The organism is Sorangium sp. So ce1014, from assembly GCF_051521505.1.
Lineage (GTDB): Bacteria > Myxococcota_A > Polyangia > Polyangiales > Polyangiaceae > Sorangium.
On sequence record NZ_CP150356.1, the window covers coordinates 11542613 to 11562877 of the forward strand.

Sequence of the window (20265 nt, forward strand, 5' to 3'; positions counted from 1 at the left end):
AGGGCGCGCCTGCCCGCGCCGCGCCGGGCGCTCATCCGGGCGCTCGCGCGCCCGGGGCGGCGTCGGAGCCCGTCGACCGTCCACACCGGCGGCGGCTGCATGGCCCCGGGAGGCCGAGGACCGCACCACCAACCGGCTTGAGATCGTGACCCTCCGCGAGCGCGCCGAGATCGCCTTGATGGCAGTCGACGCCACGAAGCTCGCCCCGTGAGATCTCCTATCATGGGTGTTTTCGGACTCCGGGTTGCCCCAGACACCCTGCAGCGCTCTCCGATCCAGGACGTCGCAGCGCGAAGGCGCCCTCTCGCCCCGGGCCGCGCGCGCTCAGGCGTATTGCTGCAGCAGCGAGCCGCGCATCGGGTTATCGCACGCCCCCACGGCGGCGCGGAGCGCGTCCCTGTCGACCGGCACCCGGCGCAGGCTGACGTTGACCGCGCCGCCGCGCGCCTCCACGATCGCGTACTCGGCGTGGTGCAGCAGCGTCGGCGGCCCGCCGTTCGCGTACTCCTTGAACGGGAGCCCGACGCTCCCCGGGTTCACGAGGAGCGTGCCGCGGTGCTGGCGGAGCATCTGGAGGTGCGTGTGCCCTCCGGCCATCACCGTCGCCGTGTGGCCGTCGAGGCGGCGATCCAGCTCCTCGGGCGGCGTGTTCGAGAGGAGGTCCTCCATGTGAGACCGGGGCGAGCCGTGAAACAGGAGGAGCGTCGCGTGATCGTCGAGCGGGATCGTGAGGCGCGCCTGGAACGTGCGCAGGAAGCCGAGATCGTCCCCGGACAGCTGGTCACGGCACCAGTCCACCGCGTCGACCACGATGGGCGCCTCTGTGTAGGTGCGGATCAGCTCCGGATCCAGCATGAACTCATCGTGGTTGCCGAGGATGCACGGACACCCGAGCTCCCGCAGCATGTCCAGGATGGCCCGAGGTCGCGGCCCCAGCGTCGCGACGTCTCCGAGGCAGATCACCTGATCGACGCCGGCCTCCTGGATGCTGGCCAGCACGGCCCTGAGCGCCACTTCATTGCCGTGAATGTCGGAAATCAGGGCGATGCGCATGGGAGGACCTCTCTGCGGGCGCCATGGGGACGCTGGAGCGGCCTTTGGCGGCGCGGCGGCGCGGCGGTTGGTTGATCGACCGCTTGACAGGCTAGACCATGTCCGGCAGCGCCTCCAGCGCCTCGCGGCTGCCCGAGCGAGGCCTGGGGTCCCGCGTGGGCAGCTCGGTCGGGGTCGATCGCGCCGCGCACCACGTTGCACCGCCGCCCCGCCCCGGGCAGGCTTCGCCCATGGGCCAGCCCGCCGAGAAGCAGCGCCGCGCCACGTACGCGGACCTCGAGGCCGTCCCGCCGAACAAGGTGGCGGAGCTCGTTCGCGGGACCCTGCACGTGTTCCCCCGTCCGGCGCCGCGGCATGCGCGCGCAAGCTCGGGCCTGGGTGCCGAGCTGACCGGCCCGTTCGACCATGGCAAGGGCGGCCCGGGCGGCTGGTGGATCCTGGACGAGCCCGAACTGCACTTCCGCGACCCGATGGCGCCTGGCGAGATCGACGCGCTCGTGCCCGACCTCGCCGGCTGGCGCCGCGAGCGCATGCCCGAGCTGCCCGAGACGGCGTACTTCGCGCTCGCCCCGGACTGGATCTGCGAGGTCCTGAGCCCGTCGACCGAGGATGTCGACCGCACGGAGAAGATGCCGATCTACGCGCGCGAGGGCGTGCGGTACGCGTGGCTTGTCGATCCGATCGCACGCACGCTCGAGGTGTTCTCTCTCGTGTCCGGTCGAAGCTGGGAGCGCGGTCCGATCCACGGCGACGCCGCACGCGTTCGCGTCGCGCCCTTCGAGGCGATCGAACTCGACCTCTCGGTCCTCTGGACGAAGTAGTCGCTTCGCCGCCAAGCCGCGCTGCTGGAGCGCTCAGGCGTACTCCGCCAGGGCGATCGGGTCGTTCGCTTCGCGAGGTGCCCGCCTCCCGCCACCAGCGCCTCCGGCATCCCGCTCGGCGCCTCGACTTCGTAGCGGATCTCGTTCGTAGCGGACCTCGTCGTGGTCGGTCAGCAGGGGCGGCGGCACGGCGCCGGCGTAGCGGGGACCCCGGGATCAGCGGCGCCGAGACATCTCGGCCAGGAAATGGACTAAATAAAGACCGAATCTAGAGAATTCATTCTTGTTTCTGGCTAAATGAAAGCTCCATCCAGAGTTGAATCTCTCGGATCTAGGTAATTGAAAGCCACATCGAGAGAATTGACTCAGGGAACCCGATCAATCTACCCAGGATCTAGAGAAAACGCTCAGGGATCGAGCGAATCGACCCGCCCGGACCCTGTCGGATCGGGGATCGGCGGACGCACGGCGCCTGCGGGGCGCAGGGCGCAATGCGGGCACGATGGCTCGTCGTCCACGAGCCCGTCACAGTCGTTGGAGATCGCCGTCCGCGTCGAGCCCCGAGGGGGCCGCGCAGGCGAGCTGCGTCCGCACGCTGGCAGGACGGTCGTTCAGGAAAGCGACCTCCGCCGCCCGCCACACGGGCATGGATCCAGGCGTCGTCCCCGCGAGGTCGCCCTGCACCCTGGGGACCGCCGGCACGTAGGATGGGCCCATGCGCTCGAGCTGGCCGGTGGACGTCGTCGCCTTGAATCCCGTGTCGTGCGGCGCGGTCCTCTGGTGCGTCGGCGGGGTGTTGCGCGTCACCGTCATCGTGAAGGCGAGCTTTGCGCTGGGCGCAGGCGGCGACGCGGACCTCGTGGCGCCCGAGCCCATCGAGCGTGAGGACCGCTTCCACGAGGACGACCCGTCGCGCAGCCTGCGCTGCGCGAGCGATACAGCGCCGTACCTCCCCGGCGCCGGCGTCGTGCTCACCGGGCACGCTCATGCGCCGGGCGCAGGTCCGGTGCCGGCCCTCTCGGCGAGGCTCGCGCTCTTCCGCGACGGGCCGCTGCTGGACAAGACGATCCATGTCTTCGGCGACCGCGCGCCCGGCAGCGACACGCCCGCGCCGTTCCAGGAGATGCCGCTCGTCTACGAGCGCGCGCAAGGCGGGCCCGGCTTTCCCTCGAACCCGGTCGGCCTCTCCGCGGCGAGCGACGAGGCGCACACGGACGCGCTGGATCCAGCGAGGGTCCCCGGCCGGACGCACCCGAACCTTGTCCATCCTGGGAGCCCGCACCGGCCCGCGGGCTTCGGGCCCATCGCGCCCCACTGGCCCCTGCGGAGACGGCTCTTCGGCGGCTTCGAGCCGCGCGCGACGCCGCGGAGCTCGGCGCAGCACGGCGCGCCGGGCGCAGATCCCGGGGTCGCGGGGAGCGCCGGCGTGCTTCACCTTCCCGACGACTTCGACTTTCGCGCCTTCAACCCGGCGCCGTTCGATCAGCAGATTCCCTTTCTTCAAGGCGATGAGTGGATCGTCATGGATAACCTGAACGCGGGGCGAGCGCGCATCCAGACGCGACTCCCCTCGGCGCGCGCGCGCGTGCGCCGCACCCGCGCCAACGTCGCGGGCGCGAGCGGATCACAGGAGATCCCGCTCAGCGCTGACATGCTCCTCATCGACACCGATCGGCAGATCGTCTCGGTGGTATGGCGAGGCAACTTCGCCGTCGAGAGCCACAACGTCATCCAGGAGCTCCGCCTCCTTGCGGGCGTCGAGACGCGCACCGTGACCGTCCCCTGGCCGGAGCCGGGCGAGCTCGCTCCTCCGGTCCAGGGGCGCGGCAGGACAGGAGACGTGGCGGCTCCGGCGGCGCATGCGTCGGACCACGGCGCCGTGCCGCCCCTCCACGATCAGGCGACCCGCCGGGGCGCGTCGCTCCCGGTGCCCAGAGAGGCTCCCGCTGCGCTCGCAGGGACTGGCCCTCTTTCGAAGATCGAGACGCCGGTGCTCCCCTTCCGCGGTGTACCTGCCGCTCCACAGGCGGAGCCCGCGCTCGCCGTGGACGGGACGACCACAGGCCCGCTCGACCAGAAGATGCCCATCCCCGACAGGCTCGCGCAGGTCGGGGCGGAGCGGGCGCAGTTTCCGCTCGCGGCGCCGGGGACGAGCGCGTCGCGCTGGGAGCTCCCCATCCGGGAGCTCCCCATCCCGGGCGCGCCGTGGAGCCCCGTGCCCGCGCCGCCGCCAGACGCTCGCTGCTCGCCGTCGGCCGAGGTGGCGCTGCCGGGGAGGGGGAGCCAGCCGCCCGAGGTGGAGGCGCCGGAGAGGGGGAGCCAGCCGCCCGAGGTGGCGGCGCTCGCAGCGGTGCCGCCGGCTGCGTCGCGCCAGCCGCTCGCCGGGCTCGAGGTGCGAAAGCGGGCCGAGGCGAGGCTCGCTGAAGGCCGCGATTTCGACGGAGACGACCTGTCGGGCGGCGACCTGGCGGGGCTCGACTTCAGCGGGCGTTCGCTCGCGCGGTGCGCGTTCCGCGGCGCGAAGCTCCGCGGCGCTCGCCTTGCGGGCGCCACGCTCGTCGAGGCGATGCTCGAGGAGGCCGATCTCCGCGGCGCCGACCTGTCCCGCGCCCTCCTCACGAACGCGCGCGCCGACGGCGCGGAGCTCGCCGAGGCGGTGCTCGAGGACGCGGACCTCCGCGGCGCCTCGCTCTCCGGAGCGAACCTCCAGCGGGCAAGGCTCGCGCGCGCGCGGGGCGAAGGGGCGAGCCTCTGCGGGAGCAACCTCGAGGGGGCCGATCTGGAGGAAGCGCGCTTCGCGGGCGCTTCGTTCGTCGATGCCAACCTGCGCGGGGCGAAGGCCGAGCGAGGCGACTTCACCTCGGCGCGGTTCGATCGCGCCGATCTTGGCGACGCCTCCTTCCGCAACGCCCGCCTCGTTTCCGCGGTGCTCGCTCATGCGCGGCTCGATCTGACCGATCTCCGCGGCGCCGACCTGGAGCGTGCCAATCTGCACGGGGCTGCGCGGCGGCGGGCGAAGATCGCGGGGGCGAAGATGAAGGACATCGATGAGACGGCGCCCGCGAGTCCGGAGGATCCCGGGCGTGCGTGAGCCGACAGAGGCGGGGCGCTCCCCGACCGCACGAGGTCGAGGCTCGCCCGCTCCTCCGCGCGCTGCTGCGCCGCGCCCCCGAGCACGTCGACGAGGACGGGGCGCGACGCTCGGCGAACCTCCCTGGGAGGCGACGGTGCGGAGGAGAGGGGCTTCCCTGCGCGTCCCGAAGGGAGCGGGGTCGTCGGAGGCGGCAACCTTGTACAGCGACAGCGACCGGCACCCCGTACCGGTGATCGCCGCGGGGGCCGGGTGACGGCGCGACGCGCACCGCCACCTCCCCTGGCGTAACGCCCTCACGGCGCCAGGACGACCACGTTGGTCACGCTGGGCACGATCTTGGCGCCGGGCGCGTTGGTGTTGTTGTGGATCGTCATGCTGGTGAGCCGTGCCAGGGGCATGCCGCCCACGATCACCGTGAACGCGGCAGTCACCGTACGCGCAGGGCCCATGACGGTGCCAGACGCGACGCCGGTCGCCAGGCCAGCGTTATCGCCGTTCGTGAGCATGGGCATGGTGGCCATGTTGTGCGCCGGCGCGCACGTCATGAGGACGTTCGGCACGAACCTCACGTCGGTGGGCTCGATGGCGATGTTCGGGTAAGGGATGGGGACCGGGGCCGGTGCAGGTGGGGCCGGCGTGAGGCACACGTCGGGAAACGCCAGGCACATGCCGCCCGCGCTCGTCTTTGCCAGCATATCAGAATCTCCTCTCGTCGCTCAGCAATCAACCGAGGTGGATCTGCTCGCCGTCGACCTTGGCGAGGACACGGGCCGAGATGATCGCGTTCTCGCCGCGAATGCCGACCAGGTTCTGGGCGCGCAGATCGATGGTGCCTGCGCGCGTCTGATCGATCTCCTCCACGAAGCGAAACACGCGCTTGGCGCGCTGGGTCAAGCGGGTGAGGATCGTGTCGGCCTCCTGCGCTACCAGCGCGATCTTCGTCACCTCGGCCTGCACCAGCCGCCCGAAGAAGCCGAGCTCCTCGATCGCGATCGACCCCTTCCTGGCGCGCACGTGCACCTCGGCGCCCGTCATGGCCACCTCGCGCGCGCCCACGATGTCGACGCGCTCCGAGGCGCAGATCGCGACCCGCCCGCCTCGCGCCTGCACCTCCAGATCGCCCTCGGTCGCGAGCTTCGTCGGTGCGCCGTCGCGGCCATGGAGCACGGCCAGCACATAGACCCCCTCCGGCTCGACCGCGCAGAGCACCTTGTCCCCGGCCTCGGGGGCGACCAAGCAGCTCTTGGCGCGCCGCGCCTCGCAGCTCGACGAAGCGAGGCGCACCAGCATCGTCGCGCCGACCTGCTCGACGCGGCCCGTCTCGAGGTAGGCTTCCGTCCTCACAAGCTTCTTTACGGCTGTCACGGTATCAACCCTTTCTCCCCGTCGTCTGTGACGGAGTGTGTCTCGAGAGACCTGCTCCTCGCCGGGATCCACCCCGCTTCACCTCTTGCCAGGGTGCGCCGCGCCATGCCTCGGCTGCCATCGTTCCACCCTGGCCAGCTCCTCGTCATCGCCGAGCCACCCCGAGAGCCGCGGCAAGACGGCGCCGTCGCGCTTCGCGAGGTGGAACCTGGTGCGATACAGGCCGGCTCCGGAGAAATCGGCGGCCGACACGTCGGCGTGCGAGAAGTCCGCTTCCCGGAGCCTGGCGTCGACGAAGCGCGCTCCCGCCGCCAGCGCGTGACCGAAGTAGGCCTCCTCCAGGAACGCGCCGGAGAGGTCCGCTTTCAGGAGCTCGGCCCTGTCGAACACCGCCTGGGGGAAGCGGCCGTTCGAGAGGCGCGCCCCGTGCAGCCTCGCCTCGCCGAAGAAGCACTGCGGCCCGCGCGCGCCCTCCAACCGGGCTTCGCGCAGGTCGGCTCCCATGAAGTTGCACTGCGCGCAGTCTGCCCCGGCGAAGCTCGCGCCGGCGAGATCGCTCTTCATGAACTGCGTGCGAAAGAGCTTCGTGTCGGCGAAGCTCTTCGGCCCGAGCCTTGTCTCGACGAGCGTGGTCAGCTCGAGGTTCGCGGCGGCGAGGTCGGCGGTGCGGAGATCGGCCCGGAACAGCGTCGATTTCTCGAGGTTCGCCCCGGCGAAGCTCGTCCGGTCTGCGTCGATGTCGACGAGGTTCGCGCGGTCGAGGTTGGCGCCCGCGAACGACGCTCCCCGGAGCGAGGTCTTCACCCAGCTCGCGATGGGCGCCTCGACGAGCGCGAACGATGTGCCGTCGGCGGCGCACTCGACGAAGCCAGCCGCGATGTGCTTGCCGCCGTCGAAGCGCGCCCCTTCGAGCCGCGATCGGTAGAAGCTCGCGTGGCGCAAGTCCGCGTCGCGCAGATCGCACCCGGTGAAATCGCACGCGATGAAGCTCGACTCCTTGAGGAGCGCCGCGCGCATCGCCGCGGGGAAGCGCACCTCTTCGAAGCTCGCGCCTGACAGGTCCGCCCCGTCGAGCGCGAGGTGCGACAGGTCGACGTGGCGCACCGGCTCGCCGTGCCGGAGCTTGTCGAGGAGCTCATCGCGGTTCACGAGCCACCTCGCGGGCCGTCGGCCTTTGGCAGGAAGCGCACGTGTCCGACCTCGGCCTCAGCGAATGTGGTCCGCTCGTCGCCGGCAACGCGCGACAGGTCGGCGCGAAACAGGTTCGCCCCCGTCAAGTCGGCGCCGGCCAGTCGGGATTTGGAGGCGAGCGCGTCCATCAGATTGGCCCCCTGCAGCGACGCGCCTCCGAGATTGGTGCGGATGAGCAGGCCGCCCTTGAGGACGGCGCGCTCCAGGCTCGCCTCGGAGGCGTCGCATCCGGAGAGATCCGCGCCGCGCAGGTTCGCCCGGTCGAACCGTGCGCCTGCGAGGACGGTGCCGCGCAGGTTGGCCCTCTCCATCTCGGCGTCGCTGAAGTCGGCCTCGGGGAAGGACGACCCGTGTACGACGACGCCCTGCTGGAGACACGCTGCTCGAAACGAGACGCGCTCTCCGCGACAGGCGATGAACGTCGTCTTCCGGAGCGTGGCGTCCGAGAAATCGGCACCATCGAGCGTGCACTCCACGAGGTTTGCGTCCGACAGATCGGCGCCCGTGAAGCGGACACCGGACAGGTCGACCTTCAGCAGGTTGCATTGCCCGAGCGTTGCGCCCGTGAAGTCCGCGCCGCCCGGCATCGTCTCGAACCAGTCGGCGCCCGTGAGATCCGCGCCGGAGAAGCGCGCTCCCTCGAGCTCGGCGCGGCTCAGCACCGCCTCGTTCAGGTCGGCGCGCTCCAGCACGGCGCCGCGCAGCGTGGCGCCGCCCAGGTTGGCGCCGCGGAGCCGCGCTCCGGAGAGGGTTGCGCCCTGCAGGTTCGCCTTGGCGAGCACGGCGTCCTCGAGGTTGGCTCGGGAGAGATCGCAGCCCGAGAGGTCGGTTGCCTCGAGGAACGCGCCGGAGAGGTCCACGCCGGACAGGCACATTCCCGCGAGGTTCGCACCCGTGAAATCGCGGTTCGCCAGGGGTTCGCCGACCTCCATGGCGAGCCCGACGACGACGCGCGCGCGCTCCGAGGCTTCGGGAGCCATCGCCGCGGCCGCGGGCTGCAGGTGCCCCATGCGCCGGTACATTTCGAACAGGCCCCGCTCCTGCTCCTCGATCGTCGCGTGATACCCCGGGTCGGCCAGCATCTGCTCCACGTCGTCCAGCACGACGCCCGCCTCGCGCGCCTCCGCCGCCGTCGAGCGCAGCACCGCGAGGTGAGCCTTTGCCGAGAACTTGGGCGGCCCTGCGCCCTCCTTGGCCGCCCTCTCCATGGCGGCATCGAAGTCCTCGCCCATCGCGGCCCAGGCCCGTCTCGCCTCTTCGCGGGCTTGCGCCTCCGCTGCTCCGGCTCGCTCCATCAGCTCTTCGGTTCTCAGGGACGCGGCCTCGACATATGCGGCGAGGGCATCGAGGTCGTCCGGCGGCGGCTCGGGGAGGGCGGGCAGCTCGTCGAGGCCGTGGTCCTTCGGGTCGAGCCCTTCGGCCTCGACGCGCGCGCGCGCCTCGGCGAAGCTCCGCTCCTGGCCCCGACGCAGGTTCTGGGCGGCCAGGTTCTCGCTCTTGACCCAGCGTCCCATGTCGCCAAGGTCGATGTTGGGCGCGACGCCCGAGGCGCGCGGCGGCATGAGATCGCCGTCGGAGATCTCTGCGACCGCGCCCTTGTCCTTGTCGAGGCGGCGCGCGAGGGCCGCCTGGTAGTGCTCGAGCGGGCGCGGCGATCCGGGCTCCTCGCACGCGCAGAGCAGGTGTACGATGTCGGCCGCGTCGTCCTCGGCGATCGCGAGCACGCCGTGGAAGACGACGACGCCGAGCTCCTCGGCGGGGAACACCCAGACCGTGTCGGGGCGCATCGGGATCTCGACGAAGCGATCGCCCTCCGGCGTGCGGTGGGTGACGAACGATCGCGTCACGAGGTCGGGCAGCCGCCCCGCGAGGCGAGGCTTCTCGGGGTGCATGTTCTCGATGAGGATCTCTTCGTCCCCGCGGAAGAGACCATCGAGCCACTGGTCCTCGGGTGCCACGTTGAAGAATGTCGGATCCGTGTCCGCGGGGATGCCTGGGAAGTGCTCGTCGAGCCAGCGCTTGTCGTAGGTGCCGGCGCGTCCCCTGCGCTGCGCGAACGTGATGTCCATCGGCAGGAAGCCGGCGGGCTCCGGGCGCTCCGACGGCGTGCGGATCATGGCGCCGTAGAGCTCGACGTTCGGCAGCGGGTGGACGGAGCGACCGCCGAGGTCGAGCGGCTGGGCGCCTTTGCCGTGAGGGTTTCTGTCGTAGCCGGCCCCGCCGAAGGCGTGCGCCCAGTCGATGCGCTGGGTGGTCATCGGCGCAGGCTCGGTCGGCACGCCGTCGCGCCACGTCCGGTCGCCGACCACGGCGAGGCGCTTGTCGACGTCGCCGATCCGAGCCCTCACGTACGAGGCGCGGGTGGGCACGCCGCCGGGGGCGTGAAAGCTGCCCGCGACGAGCAGCTCGCCGCGCGTCTTGGCGAAGCCTTCGTCGATCGCGCCCTGCTCGCCGAGGGCGCCGGTGACGATGCGCCAGAACGATAGCTCGTCGACGAGCGCGCGAGGGGTGGTGAGCGGGAAGCCCAGCATGGCGGTCACGTGGAAGTAGCTCCGGCGCCGGAACTCCAGCACGCGGGTGAGCATGGGGACCTTCATGGGCTTGACGATCTTCACTGGTCCTCTTGTCGAGCGTGGGTCTGAGAGAGACGATGGTCTGTCGAGCGCGTCTGAGCCTGCATCGATCAGCCGCGGTAGGGCGGGCCCTGCGGGCGCCGCAGCTCGCGGATGTGCTTGCCGTCGACGGGGAGGCGCTCCTTCAGGTGGAGCTCGACGTAACCGCACTGCTGGCAGGCGTAGGCTTCGAGCTTGCCGCTGGTACCCTCGTGGCCAAATTTACCGGTGAGCGCGAGCTCAAACTCGAGTGCTGTAGTTCCCATGGACGGGCTGCCTTCGGTGGTCGCAACGCGTTCCACGTACCAGAGGGCCGTGCAGAGACATTTGGGGCATGTTCCCGTCGCTTTCATGAAGACCTCCGTCGCGAGCTGTTTCAGGTGACTTCCGGCTCTCTTAGCCTAGCTTCGTGATCGCAGCGTTCAACATCCGCGCTGCCGAGTTCCAGGCTTCCGTTCCGGATTTTCGTATGTTGGAGCCCAATGTCTCGAACAGCGATGCATAGCTCAATTTGTTGTTGATCCACTCGTCTGCCTTGTAGATGCCTCTGGCCGCCGCATAGGTGGTCAACTCAATCTTCAGATTGTTACGGGCAAAGTTGATCCCGGTGAAGTCCGCCTTCTGAATACCGAACGAGTTCTTGGAGCCGAACGTCTCAATGAAGAGGTTCGTGTGCTTGTAGACCTTGTTGGGCGCGTCAAGCGTCACCTCCGGCGCCTTGAGTGTGATCTTCGTCGGGCTCTCCACGTGGATGGTCCCGCTCGTGCTCTCGATCCTGATGTCGCCCTTCACGGTGTGCGACCACGCCCCCTTGATGTCCGCCGTCCACCCCAGCTTGACGTCGGTCTTCCACGATCCGTAGTCGTCGTGGTTCTGTCCGCTGATCTTTTGCAACCAGCTCCCCAGCACATCCTGCTTGCCGCCGGCCTCGATGGTCTGGGTGAACCCGCCGTGGATGTCCTGCGTCATGCCGCCGCTCTCGACCTTGTCGGTCCGGCCCGAGCGCACCTTGACGTTCTGGTGGCTGTTGTAGAACTCGTTCGAGTCGCCGTCGACGTTGATCGTGTGGATGCCGACGTAATGGAGGGTCGCGTCGTCGCTGACGTCGACGTGGTACTTGCCGCCGACGTTCTGCCACCACTCGCCGCACACGTTGAAGCCGGCGTTGCCCTCCGTGGAAACGTAGAACATGCAGTCGACGGGCTGCATGTCGGGGTTCGCGTCCGGCGTCTTCGGGGGCACGACGAACGCCTGGTGGGCGGGGCCGCCCATATGGACGTTGGTCGCGCCGACCGGGGTGAACAGGTCGATGTGCTGCTTGCCCTCGAGGTCCTCGACGACCATGTGGTTGCTGCCGCCCGTGCGCAGGACGTTCTGCGTCAGGTTGCGGCTCGTGACCGTGCTCGGCCGGTGGGCGTTCGGCACCACGCCGGCGATGAACGGCCGGTCCGGGTCGCCGCCCTGGAACGACACCATGACCTCGGTCCCCTTGCGCAGCGGGAAGTGCCAGCCCTCGACCGTGCCGCCGTGCGGCTGCATCATGCGCAGGTACGTGGACGTGGCGCCGTCGGGCAGGTCGCTCGCGTCGAACTTGAGGCGGAGCAGGTAACGCCCCATGTCGTCGATCTGGGCATACTGGCTGTCGCCTGGCCCGTCGACGACGCCGTTCTCGAAGCCGTAGATGCGTGGCCACGGCGTCGACTGCGGCGCCCTGAACTGCACGTCGGCCGGGATCGCCACCACCTCGACGCGGTACGTCTCGTTGGGGTCGATCCCCGTGAAGCGCGCGATGTCGAAGGATCCGCCCGTGATCGCGGCCGCGTGCCGCACCTCGACGGCCAGGTAGCGGGCCGGCACGTCCGAGGGCCCGTCCTCCAGCTCGAAGACGTAGCCCGCCCGCAGCCCCGTGGCGTTGCCGGTCGCGTGCAGGGTGAGCTCGCGGCACGCGATCGACTGCGCCTTGACCTGGGCCAGCCGCGCCGCCTCGTCCTGCGTGAAGACGCGGTAGCCGTACTCGCGCACCTCGCCGCGGCCGCTCCTGGACACGACGTGCTCCCCCGACACGGGGGCGGCCGGGTTCGCGTAGTTGTAATCGTTGATGCGCACCGCGGCCGGCAGCGAGCTGAGATCGACGTGCACCTCCCGGAAGCACTCGCCCGCCGACACGTCGTCGCTCGAGGTCGGATGGTAACGAACCCGGCCGTCGCCGCTCAGCGGCTCGTGCTGATCCTTGCTGTCGACGATGACCATGACCTCGGCGCCGCCGTCGCCGACCGGGTGCTCGAAGTGGTAGTAAAGCCCTTCGCGCTCGAGCCATCGATGGGTGAAGTCGAGGTGGCTCTCCCGGTATTGACAGACGAACTCCTCTTCCGGATAGCGGTCGGTGTCGACGCTGAACCGGAAGTCGCTCGTCGTGAGGCCGCCATGGGTGAGTGTCTTCGTCAGGAAGGCGTCGATCTTGCTCTTCGTGTGGACGAAGCTGCGCACCGAGTGGCGCTGGAGCCACAGCCTCGGCACGAGCGACCCCTGGTAGAGCGCGCGCTCGGCCGACTCGCGCAGCAGCCGGAGGCGCGCGAACACGCCGTGCCAGCACATCGGCGGCGAATCGCCCCCGCGCTGGAGCGTCAGCGTCGCCGGGGCGTTGATCGCGGCGCGGACGTCCGTGCCCGCCGGCACGGTGAACAGGACGTCGAGCTCGAACGGGCGGCACAGCGCCTCGGTGCCCTTGAAGCCGACGGCCCGGGCCGCCGGCAGCGCTGCACAATGCATGGCAAGAACGTCCGCGCTCATGGATCCCCCGCAATGTTGTGGTCCACCCGAGGGGCCGTCGACCTCAGCGGCCGCGCGTGGACGACGTCATGAGCGCAGACGTTACACCAGAAGCGCGCCTCCCGGGCAAGCCCGCGAGTGCCGGCGCACGACACAGCGCGCATCGGGCGCCGGGAGGAGGTCGCGCGTCACCGCGAGGTCCGGCACAGGCGAAATCCGATCGTCGGATCACTCGCTCGGTCGGGCCGGTGCCCCATGCGGAACGAGACCCGCACGGCCCACGCGCAATCGGCCCACGAGCCCCCGCGGAGCACACGTTGCTTGGCCTCGCCGGGGCCCGTGGGGGACGCGCGCGGGCTCTCGCAGTAATACGCGGCGTCGTATCCGTCGCTCGTCCATTCACGGACGCCGCCGCTCATGCCGTGAAGGCCGTAGCCGTTCGGCCGGAATTCCTGGGGCGGGCGGATCGAGAAGGCCTCGAATCGACCGAAGTCGCAGCGCTCGGCCGTGGGCGGGTCGTCCCCCCAGGGATAACGATGGCCGACGAGCCCGCCGCGCGCGGCCTTCTCCCACTCGGCCTCCGTGGGCAAACGGTAGGTCACCCGCTCGTTCGAGAGCGCCTTGCCGAGCTCGTTCGCCTGGTCCCACGAGACCGCGACCATCGGTTTCTGGTCGTAGGTCCAGGGGCGCTCGCTGTCCTTCCGGGGGACATCACCGAAGAGCTCTGTCGACGTCACGCGCTGGTCGCCGCGCAGCCATTCTGTCTCGGGGGCGTGCGCGTGCCAGTCGCGGGCGCGGATCGTCTCGCTCTCACAATACTGGCGGCGAATCTTGTGGTCGTTGCTGAGGCCGAACAGCTCCCTGTCGAGCCCCCCCGCCTTCTTGCCCTTCCTCGGCTTCTGCGGGGGCAACCCGTCGGGCGGAGGGGACCAGCCGAGGAGCGCGTTGTAGGCGGACCAGGTGATGGGGACCTCCGTCATCCAGAATGCGTCGAGCTCGACCGCATGCACCGGTTGCTCGTCGGGATCGCCGTCCTCCGCGCCCATCCAAAACGGCCCCGCGGGCACGTAGCGAAACACGAGGCCATGCTCCTCGAACCGCAGCCGATCGAGCAGGAGGGCGCGCGCGGAGGCGAGCTCGGGATCCGCGGGGTCGAGGCTGAAAGCGGCGTCGCAGGCGATGGCAGCCCTCTCGGGCTGGCCGGCCGCGGCGAGGTTCGCGGCGAGGGTCAAGAGCTCGGCGGCCGAGGGCAAGACACGATCGGCCGAGAGGAGCCATCCGGTATCGAGCGCGCTCATGCGAGCCTCCGCTGAGCGCGAAGCACGGTGAGGGGATTGCGGCGAACCGGCGCGGTCTCGTGCTCGGCGAGCCAGGGATCGGGGGCATTCACGTCTCCGGCCATGACGAGCGAACGCGCCCGGCAGCCGCCGCCGAAGGTCGCCGTGCCCGTGCCATCGCCGGGCAATCCACGGATTGTGCGGAATCGTTCGCCCTCGCTCCAGATACGATCGAACGGCGCGCGGCGGACGTTGTCCGCGACGAACGTCGGCCCGAGGAAGCTGCATGGATTGACGTCGCCCCCGACCGAGATGGAGCAAACGGTGTTGCCCGCGCCGCACCCCCAGTTGTCGTGGACGACGGCCTGGGAATCACGCCGGCTCTTCGGGGAGAACGGGTCGATCGCGCGCGCCTCGGCGGGGCGGCCCGCCTCGTCGGCCCCGAGGGTCCAGATCGCGTCGAGCGCGCGCTCGTAATCGCCGAACGACGGCCAGAGCTCCTCCCGCGCCTCGGCCGATCCCACGGGATACAGCGGCCGGAACACGGCCGTGTGCGCGCCCGCCCGCGCGGCGAGCTCGGCGAACGCCCGCGCCTCGTCGGCGTTGTGCCGCATGACGGTGAACGCGAGCGAGAATCGCGCGTGCGCCCGGAGCAGGGCGAGCTTCTCCAGCACCCGATCGAACGTCCCCGCCCCGCGGACGACATCGTTCGTCGCGGCCGTCGCCCCGTCGAGGGAGACGTTGAGCCAGACGAGCGACCGCTCGCCGAGCTTCTTCGCGGTCTCCTCGGTGAGCAGGAGCGCATTCGTCGTGAGGCACGGGTGCAGGCCGTGGCCGGTGGCGAGATCGAGGATGTCGAAGATGTCCTTGCGAAGCAGCGGCTCGCCGCCCGTCAAGCCGAGGCGGAACGAGCCCATGCGGGCGAGGGTGGCGAAGAGCGTGTCGAGCTCGACGAGCGTGAGCGGAGGCTCGCGCCGCGGAAGCTCGCCGGCAAAACAATGCGAGCAGGTCAAGTTGCACGAGGCCGCCACCTCGAGGTGCACGGCGAGCGGACCCGCGAGGTGATCGGCCGGCGGCACGACGTCGAGGGCCTCGCCGTCGAAGCGCAGATCGTGGGTGAAGAAGTCCCTCCGATAAAACGCCGCGGCGAACGCGCCGAGCGCGTCCCTCCGCTCGGGCGGGGCGTCGTCGATCATCCCGTTGATCGAGGTCGTGCGGGCGCGGAGGAGGACGCCGGTCGCCTCGTGGTCGAAGGGCAGATACCGCGAGCTTCGCCTGTCGAAGACGGTCGACCCGAAGAACTGCGGCACGAGCACGAGCGGCGGGCGCGGGCTCACTCGGCACCTCCCAGCGCGAGCTCGAAGCGGCAACGCACCCAGAGCGGACCCCTCTGTCCGGGCAAACCCACGACGCAGGCGCCCGTCTTCTGCACCTGCCCGAGGTGCCAATCCTTCGAGGGCTCCTCGATCGCCGCGCTCGCCTGGACGAGGGCCGGCCAGCCGCTGTCGTCGAAATCCGGCAGGCGCCAGGCGTCGGATTCCGGCGGCTTCGTCGCTCCGACCATCGCGGCGCCCGCGCCGGAGAGGAGCTCGATCTTGCGGCCGATCGACCGCGAACGTTCGGGCTCGAAGCTCCCCTTCGCGTCGTCGGAGTAACTTAGCGCGAGCGCGAGCTGCGGCGGCAACTCCCCCCTGGGCCGCACGCAGAGCGCGAGCACGTGCCGGCCGGCGCGCGCGTCGACGCGGCTCGATGCGAAGGGCGCGCCGTCGAAGAAGAGCTCCGCCTCGCCCGTCGTCCAGAGCCACAGGCGCAGCGGGAGCGCCTCGAGCGGGTCGATCCACCGCAGGATCGCGCCTCCGCAGCCCGCCGGCACCTCGCAGCTCGAGTATTCCTCGAGCACGAGCCGACCCGACGACTTCTCGTATCGCGACAGCGCGTTGACCTGAACCTCCCGCTTCTTCTTCGGCATGCGCCGACATTATCACGCAAGCGCACGGGCGCCGCGCGCTGGCGGGGGGCTGCATGGCCGGTGTTGCGCCCGGCGTCGGCTCCTCACGTTGGCCTCTGCGGCTGGAGCGCCCGTGATCCCCGTCAGGGCAGCCTGCACACGTAGGGCAGCTCGGCGTAGCAGGGCATGTCGTTCCACAGCCCGCTGGCCCAGCTCGCCAGCTCCACGCAGTGCTCTCCGTCGCCGGCGTTGTTCGGCTCGCCGCCGGTCCAGCGCTCGTGGTCGTACGGTGTGCCGTCGGTCCACGCGAAGTCTCCCTCGGACGCCGCGTCGTTGAGCCCGATCCACCAGTCGCCCGGCTGGATCGCGTCGGCGCTCGAGACAACGAGATCCTGCGTCTCCTCGTCGTGGATGGACACGAGATGCCCATCCTGCGCGATGCAGTCGAGCTCCGCGTCCGCCCACGTCGCGGGCGCGAAGCAGAACGCCAGCGAGCCGCCCTCCGGAAGCGGTTGCGGGACGCAATGCGGGCACGATGGCTCGTTGTCCACGAGCCCGTCACAATCGTTGTCGATCAGGTCGCACAGCTCGGGGGCGCCCGGGTAGACCGAGGCATCGCCGTCGTTGCAGTCTTCGTCGCAGCCGGACGAGAGGTCGCCGTCCGCGTCGAGCCCCGACGAGTCCTCGCAGGCGAGCTGCGCCCGCACGCTGGCAGGACGGTCGTTCAGGAAAGCGATGGTGGCGTCGATGTGCTCGCCGACGTCATCGGGGCTCACGTCCCGGCGCGGATCCTCGAGCACGTCGGCCCAGATCAGGGTGCGCGCCGCCTCGGCGTCGCTCGCCAGGTCGAGCTCCGACGCGCGCTCGAGGACGCGCTCGAACGCCGCTGCGAGCGCCTGCCGGCACGGCGGGGAGGCGGTGCACATCTGCTGGAGGCGGGCCACGCCGCCGAAGGGATAGAGATCGTCCGTGAAGGTCTGGTCGAGGCCCCACGGCAGGAAGGTCCAGCGGCCGTCGTCCGGGCGCCGCGCGATGAAGTAGTTGTTGCGCAGCCAGGCATAACCGTCCCAGTGGCCGATGAAGGTCTCCGTGGCCGCGAACGCGAGGTAGCGATCCATGTCGATGTGCCGCGAGGCCTCGGCGAGGAACGTGTCCGGGCTCGTCATGTCGTCGAGCGCCTCGGCGAGATCATAGAGATCGGCGAACGCGACGTCGTCGCCGTTGTCCTGATCGAAGGTCTCGATGCTCGAGCGCTCGAGATCGCTCCCGTAAGCCCCCTCGTACAGGTTGCCCTCGTGGTCGCCCAACCATCGATCCAGAAAGCGAGGGTTATCCGCTGCCTCGACGGTGGCATACAGGCCGTAGAGCGAGCCGTTCAGCCAGACGGTCGCGTGGGCCGAGCGCGGCGCGGGCACGTCCATCGCGCGGAACAGGGCGTAGGCCAGGCGCTCGTGGATCATGCTCTGATCCTGGACCATGTTGTTGAGCGCGAGCTTCTCCACCCCGAGCAGGGTCTGGTCGTCGGTGAACTCGTCGAATTTCAGGAGGAATGCGGCCTTTTCGTCCAGGGTCCGGAGCGAGCCGTGGGCGCCCTTGAGCCGCACGCCGACGTCGGCGAGCTCGACCTCCTCGCCGTCGATCGTCACCGTGAGCTGCCCGGCGACGTACTCGTCGGGCGTGGCGTTGAGCCGATCGATCGACGCCTGCGACAGCGCGATCTCGAACCGCGGGAGGCTCGTTCCGGCGAAGAGCGGCTCTGCAGGATCCGGTGGCGGTGGCTCCTCCCCGCCGGCGCCGCCCGCGCCGATTCCGCCGCCCGCGCCGCCCAGGCCGCCGGCACCCGCGCCGCCGCCGGAGCCGCCGGAGCCGCCGGAGCCGCCGGAGCCTGAGCTGCCCACGCTGCTGCTGTCCGGCCGGGGATCCTCCGCGGCATCGCCGCAGGCGGCGAGCAGCGCAATGGACATCGCGAGGGGACCGGTCCAGCTCCAGGAATACGGGGATGACTTTCTCACGGTCCTTCTCTTTTACATGGGTTGCTCGCTCCTTGCACGTCTCCTCGAGTCAACGTGTATCGAGAAATCTCACGTCCGCCTTCGAGACATCCGATGAGGCTCTCGCCCGGCGCCTGGGCGCGAGAGCCTCATCGTCCGAGGAGCACAAGATCGCCGGGAAGCGGCGCTGCTCGTGCCCCGCGCGCTGAATCAGTCCACGGTCAGCCAGCAGGCGTAGCAGCGCATCAGGATGTCACACCACGACGAGCTGGGGTTCTCGGGATCGCAGTACCGCTCCGCCCGCTCACACGTCCCCGCCCCAGGGCAGGCCAGCTGCGCAGCCGGCGTCATCAACTCCGACTCGGCGCTCGCGACCTCCTCGTCGACGACCCGATCCTCCTCGACGTCCGCGGCGCCCACGGCGCAGCCGGCGACGAACGAGGCGGAGAGAACCAGCGCGAGCATCGAAAACATCTTCTTCATGGGATTCCACCTTTCTCCAGGTTGGAGCTCGCCAATGCAGGGCGTGTGCCGGGGCCGGCCCCTGCGCTTCCTTGTGGCCTTCGATGGGACGCGGGCCGCCTGCGCGGTCCGGGTTGTCCGGAAGGGGCGCTGATCGCGCCGAGTTGGCGCAATCAGCGCAAGGCAGCATCGCCCGGTTCGGTCGCGCAGCAACCTCCCGAGCACCGGGCCCGCGATGCCCCCGCCGATGAGCACCGCCCGCCGCGCACCTCGCCGTGTCATCCCGCCACCTCCACCTTGTTCCCGGGTCAGCAGGGGTGGGATTACCTGCGCGAACCTGCAGGCCGGCCTGCCGGGAGCCGTCGCGTGGCTATCGAAATGCGGCGCCGACGCGGAGCGCATGGACGGAGAGCACCTCGAGTCGGCCTCGTTGCCGGCACGAATCTGGCGAATCCAGCCGGGGTGCCTCGCTGGAATCGTGGCAAAATGAAGGCGCCAGGTACAGACGTGCGGGCGGAGGGGCATCCCCGCCGGGAATGCCCCCCGCAGAGCACCGCATTGCGTGGGCTTGACGTCAGCGAGCCGCACGGATGCCACGAACATCGGATGAGATGGGAGCGGAACCATGAACAACGATGCAGCAGCACGGATCCCCTCGAGCGCCGGCCGACAGCGCTTCAACGAGATCACGAATGCCATGTATCTCTTTCACGCGACGTGCACCGCGGCGAGCCTCGGGCTCTCGGACGCGATCGGCGACGCGCCCACGCGCGTGGACGACATCGCGGCGCGGCTCGGGCTGCACGGCCCGTCGCTCTATCGCATGCTCCGGGCGCTCGCGGCGAACGGGATCTTCGAGGAGCTCGGTGACAGCCGCTTTCAGCACACCGAGCTGTCGAGGCGCCTCCGGAGCGATCACCCCTTCAGCCTGCGCGCCCTCGCCGAGTTCTTCCGCTCGCCGGTCCAGCAGGATGCATGGGGCGGGCTCGTGGACGCGATCCGCGATGGCAAGGCGGGCTTCACGCATCGCCGCGGCAAGACGATCTACGAGCACCTCCGCGCCGACGCCGCCGACAGCGCGCTGTTCAACCGGGCCATGCTCGACCACTCGCTGGAGGGCTCAACGATGGCCGCGCAGGCCTATACCAGGTTCGGGGAAGTGAGCTCGGTGCTCGATGTGGGAGGAGGACTGGGCACGCTCGCCTCCGCGATCGTGAAGGCCCACCCCCACGTGCGCGCCACGGTGCTCGATCTCCCGCACCTCGAGCCCTCCGCCACGCGCTACCTGCAGGAGGCCGGCGTGGGCGATCGGGTGAGCTTCCATCCGGGCGACTTCTTCGAGGCGGTGCCCGGCGGCCACGATCTGTACATCCTCAAGCACTGCCTCTGGAACTGGGGGGACGACGAGTGCTCCCGGATCCTGCGCGTCGTCCGGCGCGCGATCGGCGACGCGAACGGCGCGCGGCTGCTCATCATGGAGCAGATCCTCCAGCCGTCGAACCTCGCGCGGGCGGCCCTGGCGGACGTCCTCATGCTCACGATCAGCGCCGGCGGCCGGTGCCGGAGCGACGGTGAATACAGGGAGCTCACGCGGGAGGCCGGCTTCCACCTCGATTCGGTCCTCCAGCTGGAGGACATCGCCATCGCCGAGCTCCTCCCCGTCTGACCCGGCGCGTGCCCGC

The 20265-nt window shown here is 70.2% G+C and carries 16 protein-coding genes; 3 read left to right on the top strand and 13 right to left on the bottom strand.

Annotation, left to right across the window (positions count from 1 at the left end; genetic code table 11):
- Window positions 1–324 precede the first annotated feature (324 nt).
- Complete coding sequence (locus WME75_RS43510; protein WP_437483696.1) at window positions 325–1053, bottom strand: metallophosphoesterase family protein; 729 nt, start codon at window positions 1051–1053, stop codon at window positions 325–327.
- A 230-nt stretch (window positions 1054–1283) separates the two neighbouring features.
- Here WME75_RS43510 and WME75_RS43515 point away from each other — a divergent pair, with 230 nt between their 5' ends.
- Window positions 1284–1874 carry a Uma2 family endonuclease gene (locus WME75_RS43515; protein WP_437495045.1) on the top strand — a complete coding sequence of 197 codons (591 nt, stop codon included), beginning with the start codon at window positions 1284–1286 and terminating at the stop codon, window positions 1872–1874.
- Between the two features lie 525 nt (window positions 1875–2399).
- Here WME75_RS43515 and WME75_RS43520 read toward each other — a convergent pair.
- Window positions 2400–2591 carry a hypothetical protein gene (locus tag WME75_RS43520; RefSeq protein WP_437483699.1) on the bottom strand — a complete coding sequence of 64 codons (192 nt, stop codon included), beginning with the start codon at window positions 2589–2591 and terminating at the stop codon, window positions 2400–2402.
- Between WME75_RS43520 and WME75_RS43525 the strand changes: the two genes are divergently transcribed.
- On the top strand, window positions 2590–4965 hold the full coding sequence (locus WME75_RS43525) for a DUF2169 domain-containing protein (protein WP_437483702.1): 2376 nt from the start codon (window positions 2590–2592) through the stop codon (window positions 4963–4965). The genes WME75_RS43520 and WME75_RS43525 overlap by 2 nt on opposite strands.
- A 296-nt stretch (window positions 4966–5261) precedes the next feature.
- Here the strand turns inward: WME75_RS43525 and WME75_RS43530 are convergent, their stop codons facing one another.
- The 11 genes from WME75_RS43530 to WME75_RS43580 form a co-directional block, all read right to left on the bottom strand.
- Entirely contained in the window at window positions 5262–5663 is a 402-nt protein-coding gene (locus WME75_RS43530; RefSeq protein ID WP_437483705.1) for a DUF4150 domain-containing protein, read from the bottom strand.
- A 28-nt stretch (window positions 5664–5691) separates the two neighbouring features.
- Window positions 5692–6333, bottom strand: a complete 642-nt coding sequence (locus tag WME75_RS43535; protein WP_437483708.1) for a DUF3540 domain-containing protein — start codon at window positions 6331–6333, stop codon at window positions 5692–5694.
- Window positions 6334–6411: 78 nt separating this feature from the next.
- Window positions 6412–7482 (bottom strand): pentapeptide repeat-containing protein, encoded by a 1071-nt coding sequence (locus WME75_RS43540; protein WP_437483710.1) that lies wholly within the window; start codon window positions 7480–7482, stop codon window positions 6412–6414.
- Entirely contained in the window at window positions 7479–10139 is a 2661-nt protein-coding gene (locus WME75_RS43545) for a DUF2169 domain-containing protein (protein WP_437483712.1), read from the bottom strand. The genes WME75_RS43540 and WME75_RS43545 overlap by 4 nt, the downstream gene beginning before the upstream one ends.
- Window positions 10140–10207: 68 nt before the next feature.
- The gene (locus tag WME75_RS43550) at window positions 10208–10402 is read right to left on the bottom strand and encodes a hypothetical protein (protein WP_437483715.1); all 195 of its coding nucleotides are present in this window, start codon (window positions 10400–10402) and stop codon (window positions 10208–10210) included.
- A 130-nt stretch (window positions 10403–10532) separates the two neighbouring features.
- Window positions 10533–12905: a type VI secretion system Vgr family protein gene (locus WME75_RS43555; RefSeq protein ID WP_437483718.1), complete on the bottom strand. Its 2373-nt coding sequence runs from the start codon at window positions 12903–12905 to the stop codon at window positions 10533–10535.
- 188 nt (window positions 12906–13093) lie between these two features.
- Entirely contained in the window at window positions 13094–14203 is a 1110-nt protein-coding gene (locus WME75_RS43560) for a formylglycine-generating enzyme family protein (RefSeq protein WP_437483721.1), read from the bottom strand.
- A complete protein-coding gene (locus tag WME75_RS43565) occupies window positions 14200–15519 on the bottom strand; it encodes a radical SAM/SPASM domain-containing protein (RefSeq protein ID WP_437483724.1) in 1320 nt (439 codons plus the stop codon). The genes WME75_RS43560 and WME75_RS43565 overlap by 4 nt, the downstream gene beginning before the upstream one ends.
- Window positions 15516–16151, bottom strand: coding sequence for a hypothetical protein (locus WME75_RS43570; RefSeq protein WP_437483726.1), 636 nt, complete (start codon window positions 16149–16151; stop codon window positions 15516–15518). The genes WME75_RS43565 and WME75_RS43570 overlap by 4 nt, the downstream gene beginning before the upstream one ends.
- 122 nt (window positions 16152–16273) lie before the next feature.
- The gene (locus tag WME75_RS43575) at window positions 16274–18142 is read right to left on the bottom strand and encodes a CotH kinase family protein (protein WP_437483729.1); all 1869 of its coding nucleotides are present in this window, start codon (window positions 18140–18142) and stop codon (window positions 16274–16276) included.
- A 189-nt stretch (window positions 18143–18331) separates the two neighbouring features.
- Complete coding sequence (locus tag WME75_RS43580) at window positions 18332–18604, bottom strand: hypothetical protein (RefSeq protein WP_437483732.1); 273 nt, start codon at window positions 18602–18604, stop codon at window positions 18332–18334.
- Between the two features lie 604 nt (window positions 18605–19208).
- On the opposite strand from WME75_RS43580, the gene WME75_RS43585 reads away from it, so the two are divergent.
- Complete coding sequence (locus tag WME75_RS43585) at window positions 19209–20249, top strand: methyltransferase (protein ID WP_437483735.1); 1041 nt, start codon at window positions 19209–19211, stop codon at window positions 20247–20249.
- The last annotated feature ends 16 nt before the right edge of the window (window positions 20250–20265 follow it).

What these genes read in the sequence shown, in the direction of transcription:
- WME75_RS43510 (WP_437483696.1), bottom strand. Translation starts at nt 1,053, where the DNA reads ATGCGCATCGCCCTGATTTCCGACATTCACGGCAATGAAGTGGCGCTC.
- WME75_RS43515 (WP_437495045.1), top strand. Translation starts at nt 1,284, where the DNA reads ATGGGCCAGCCCGCCGAGAAGCAGCGCCGCGCCACGTACGCGGACCTC.
- WME75_RS43525 (WP_437483702.1), top strand. Translation starts at nt 2,590, where the DNA reads ATGCGCTCGAGCTGGCCGGTGGACGTCGTCGCCTTGAATCCCGTGTCG.
- WME75_RS43520 (WP_437483699.1), bottom strand. Translation starts at nt 2,591, where the DNA reads ATGGGCCCATCCTACGTGCCGGCGGTCCCCAGGGTGCAGGGCGACCTC.
- WME75_RS43530 (WP_437483705.1), bottom strand. Translation starts at nt 5,663, where the DNA reads ATGCTGGCAAAGACGAGCGCGGGCGGCATGTGCCTGGCGTTTCCCGAC.
- WME75_RS43550 (WP_437483715.1), bottom strand. Translation starts at nt 10,402, where the DNA reads ATGGGAACTACAGCACTCGAGTTTGAGCTCGCGCTCACCGGTAAATTT.
- WME75_RS43555 (WP_437483718.1), bottom strand. Translation starts at nt 12,905, where the DNA reads ATGCATTGTGCAGCGCTGCCGGCGGCCCGGGCCGTCGGCTTCAAGGGC.
- WME75_RS43560 (WP_437483721.1), bottom strand. Translation starts at nt 14,203, where the DNA reads ATGAGCGCGCTCGATACCGGATGGCTCCTCTCGGCCGATCGTGTCTTG.
- WME75_RS43570 (WP_437483726.1), bottom strand. Translation starts at nt 16,151, where the DNA reads ATGCCGAAGAAGAAGCGGGAGGTTCAGGTCAACGCGCTGTCGCGATAC.
- WME75_RS43580 (WP_437483732.1), bottom strand. Translation starts at nt 18,604, where the DNA reads ATGAAGAAGATGTTTTCGATGCTCGCGCTGGTTCTCTCCGCCTCGTTC.
- WME75_RS43585 (WP_437483735.1), top strand. Translation starts at nt 19,209, where the DNA reads ATGAACAACGATGCAGCAGCACGGATCCCCTCGAGCGCCGGCCGACAG.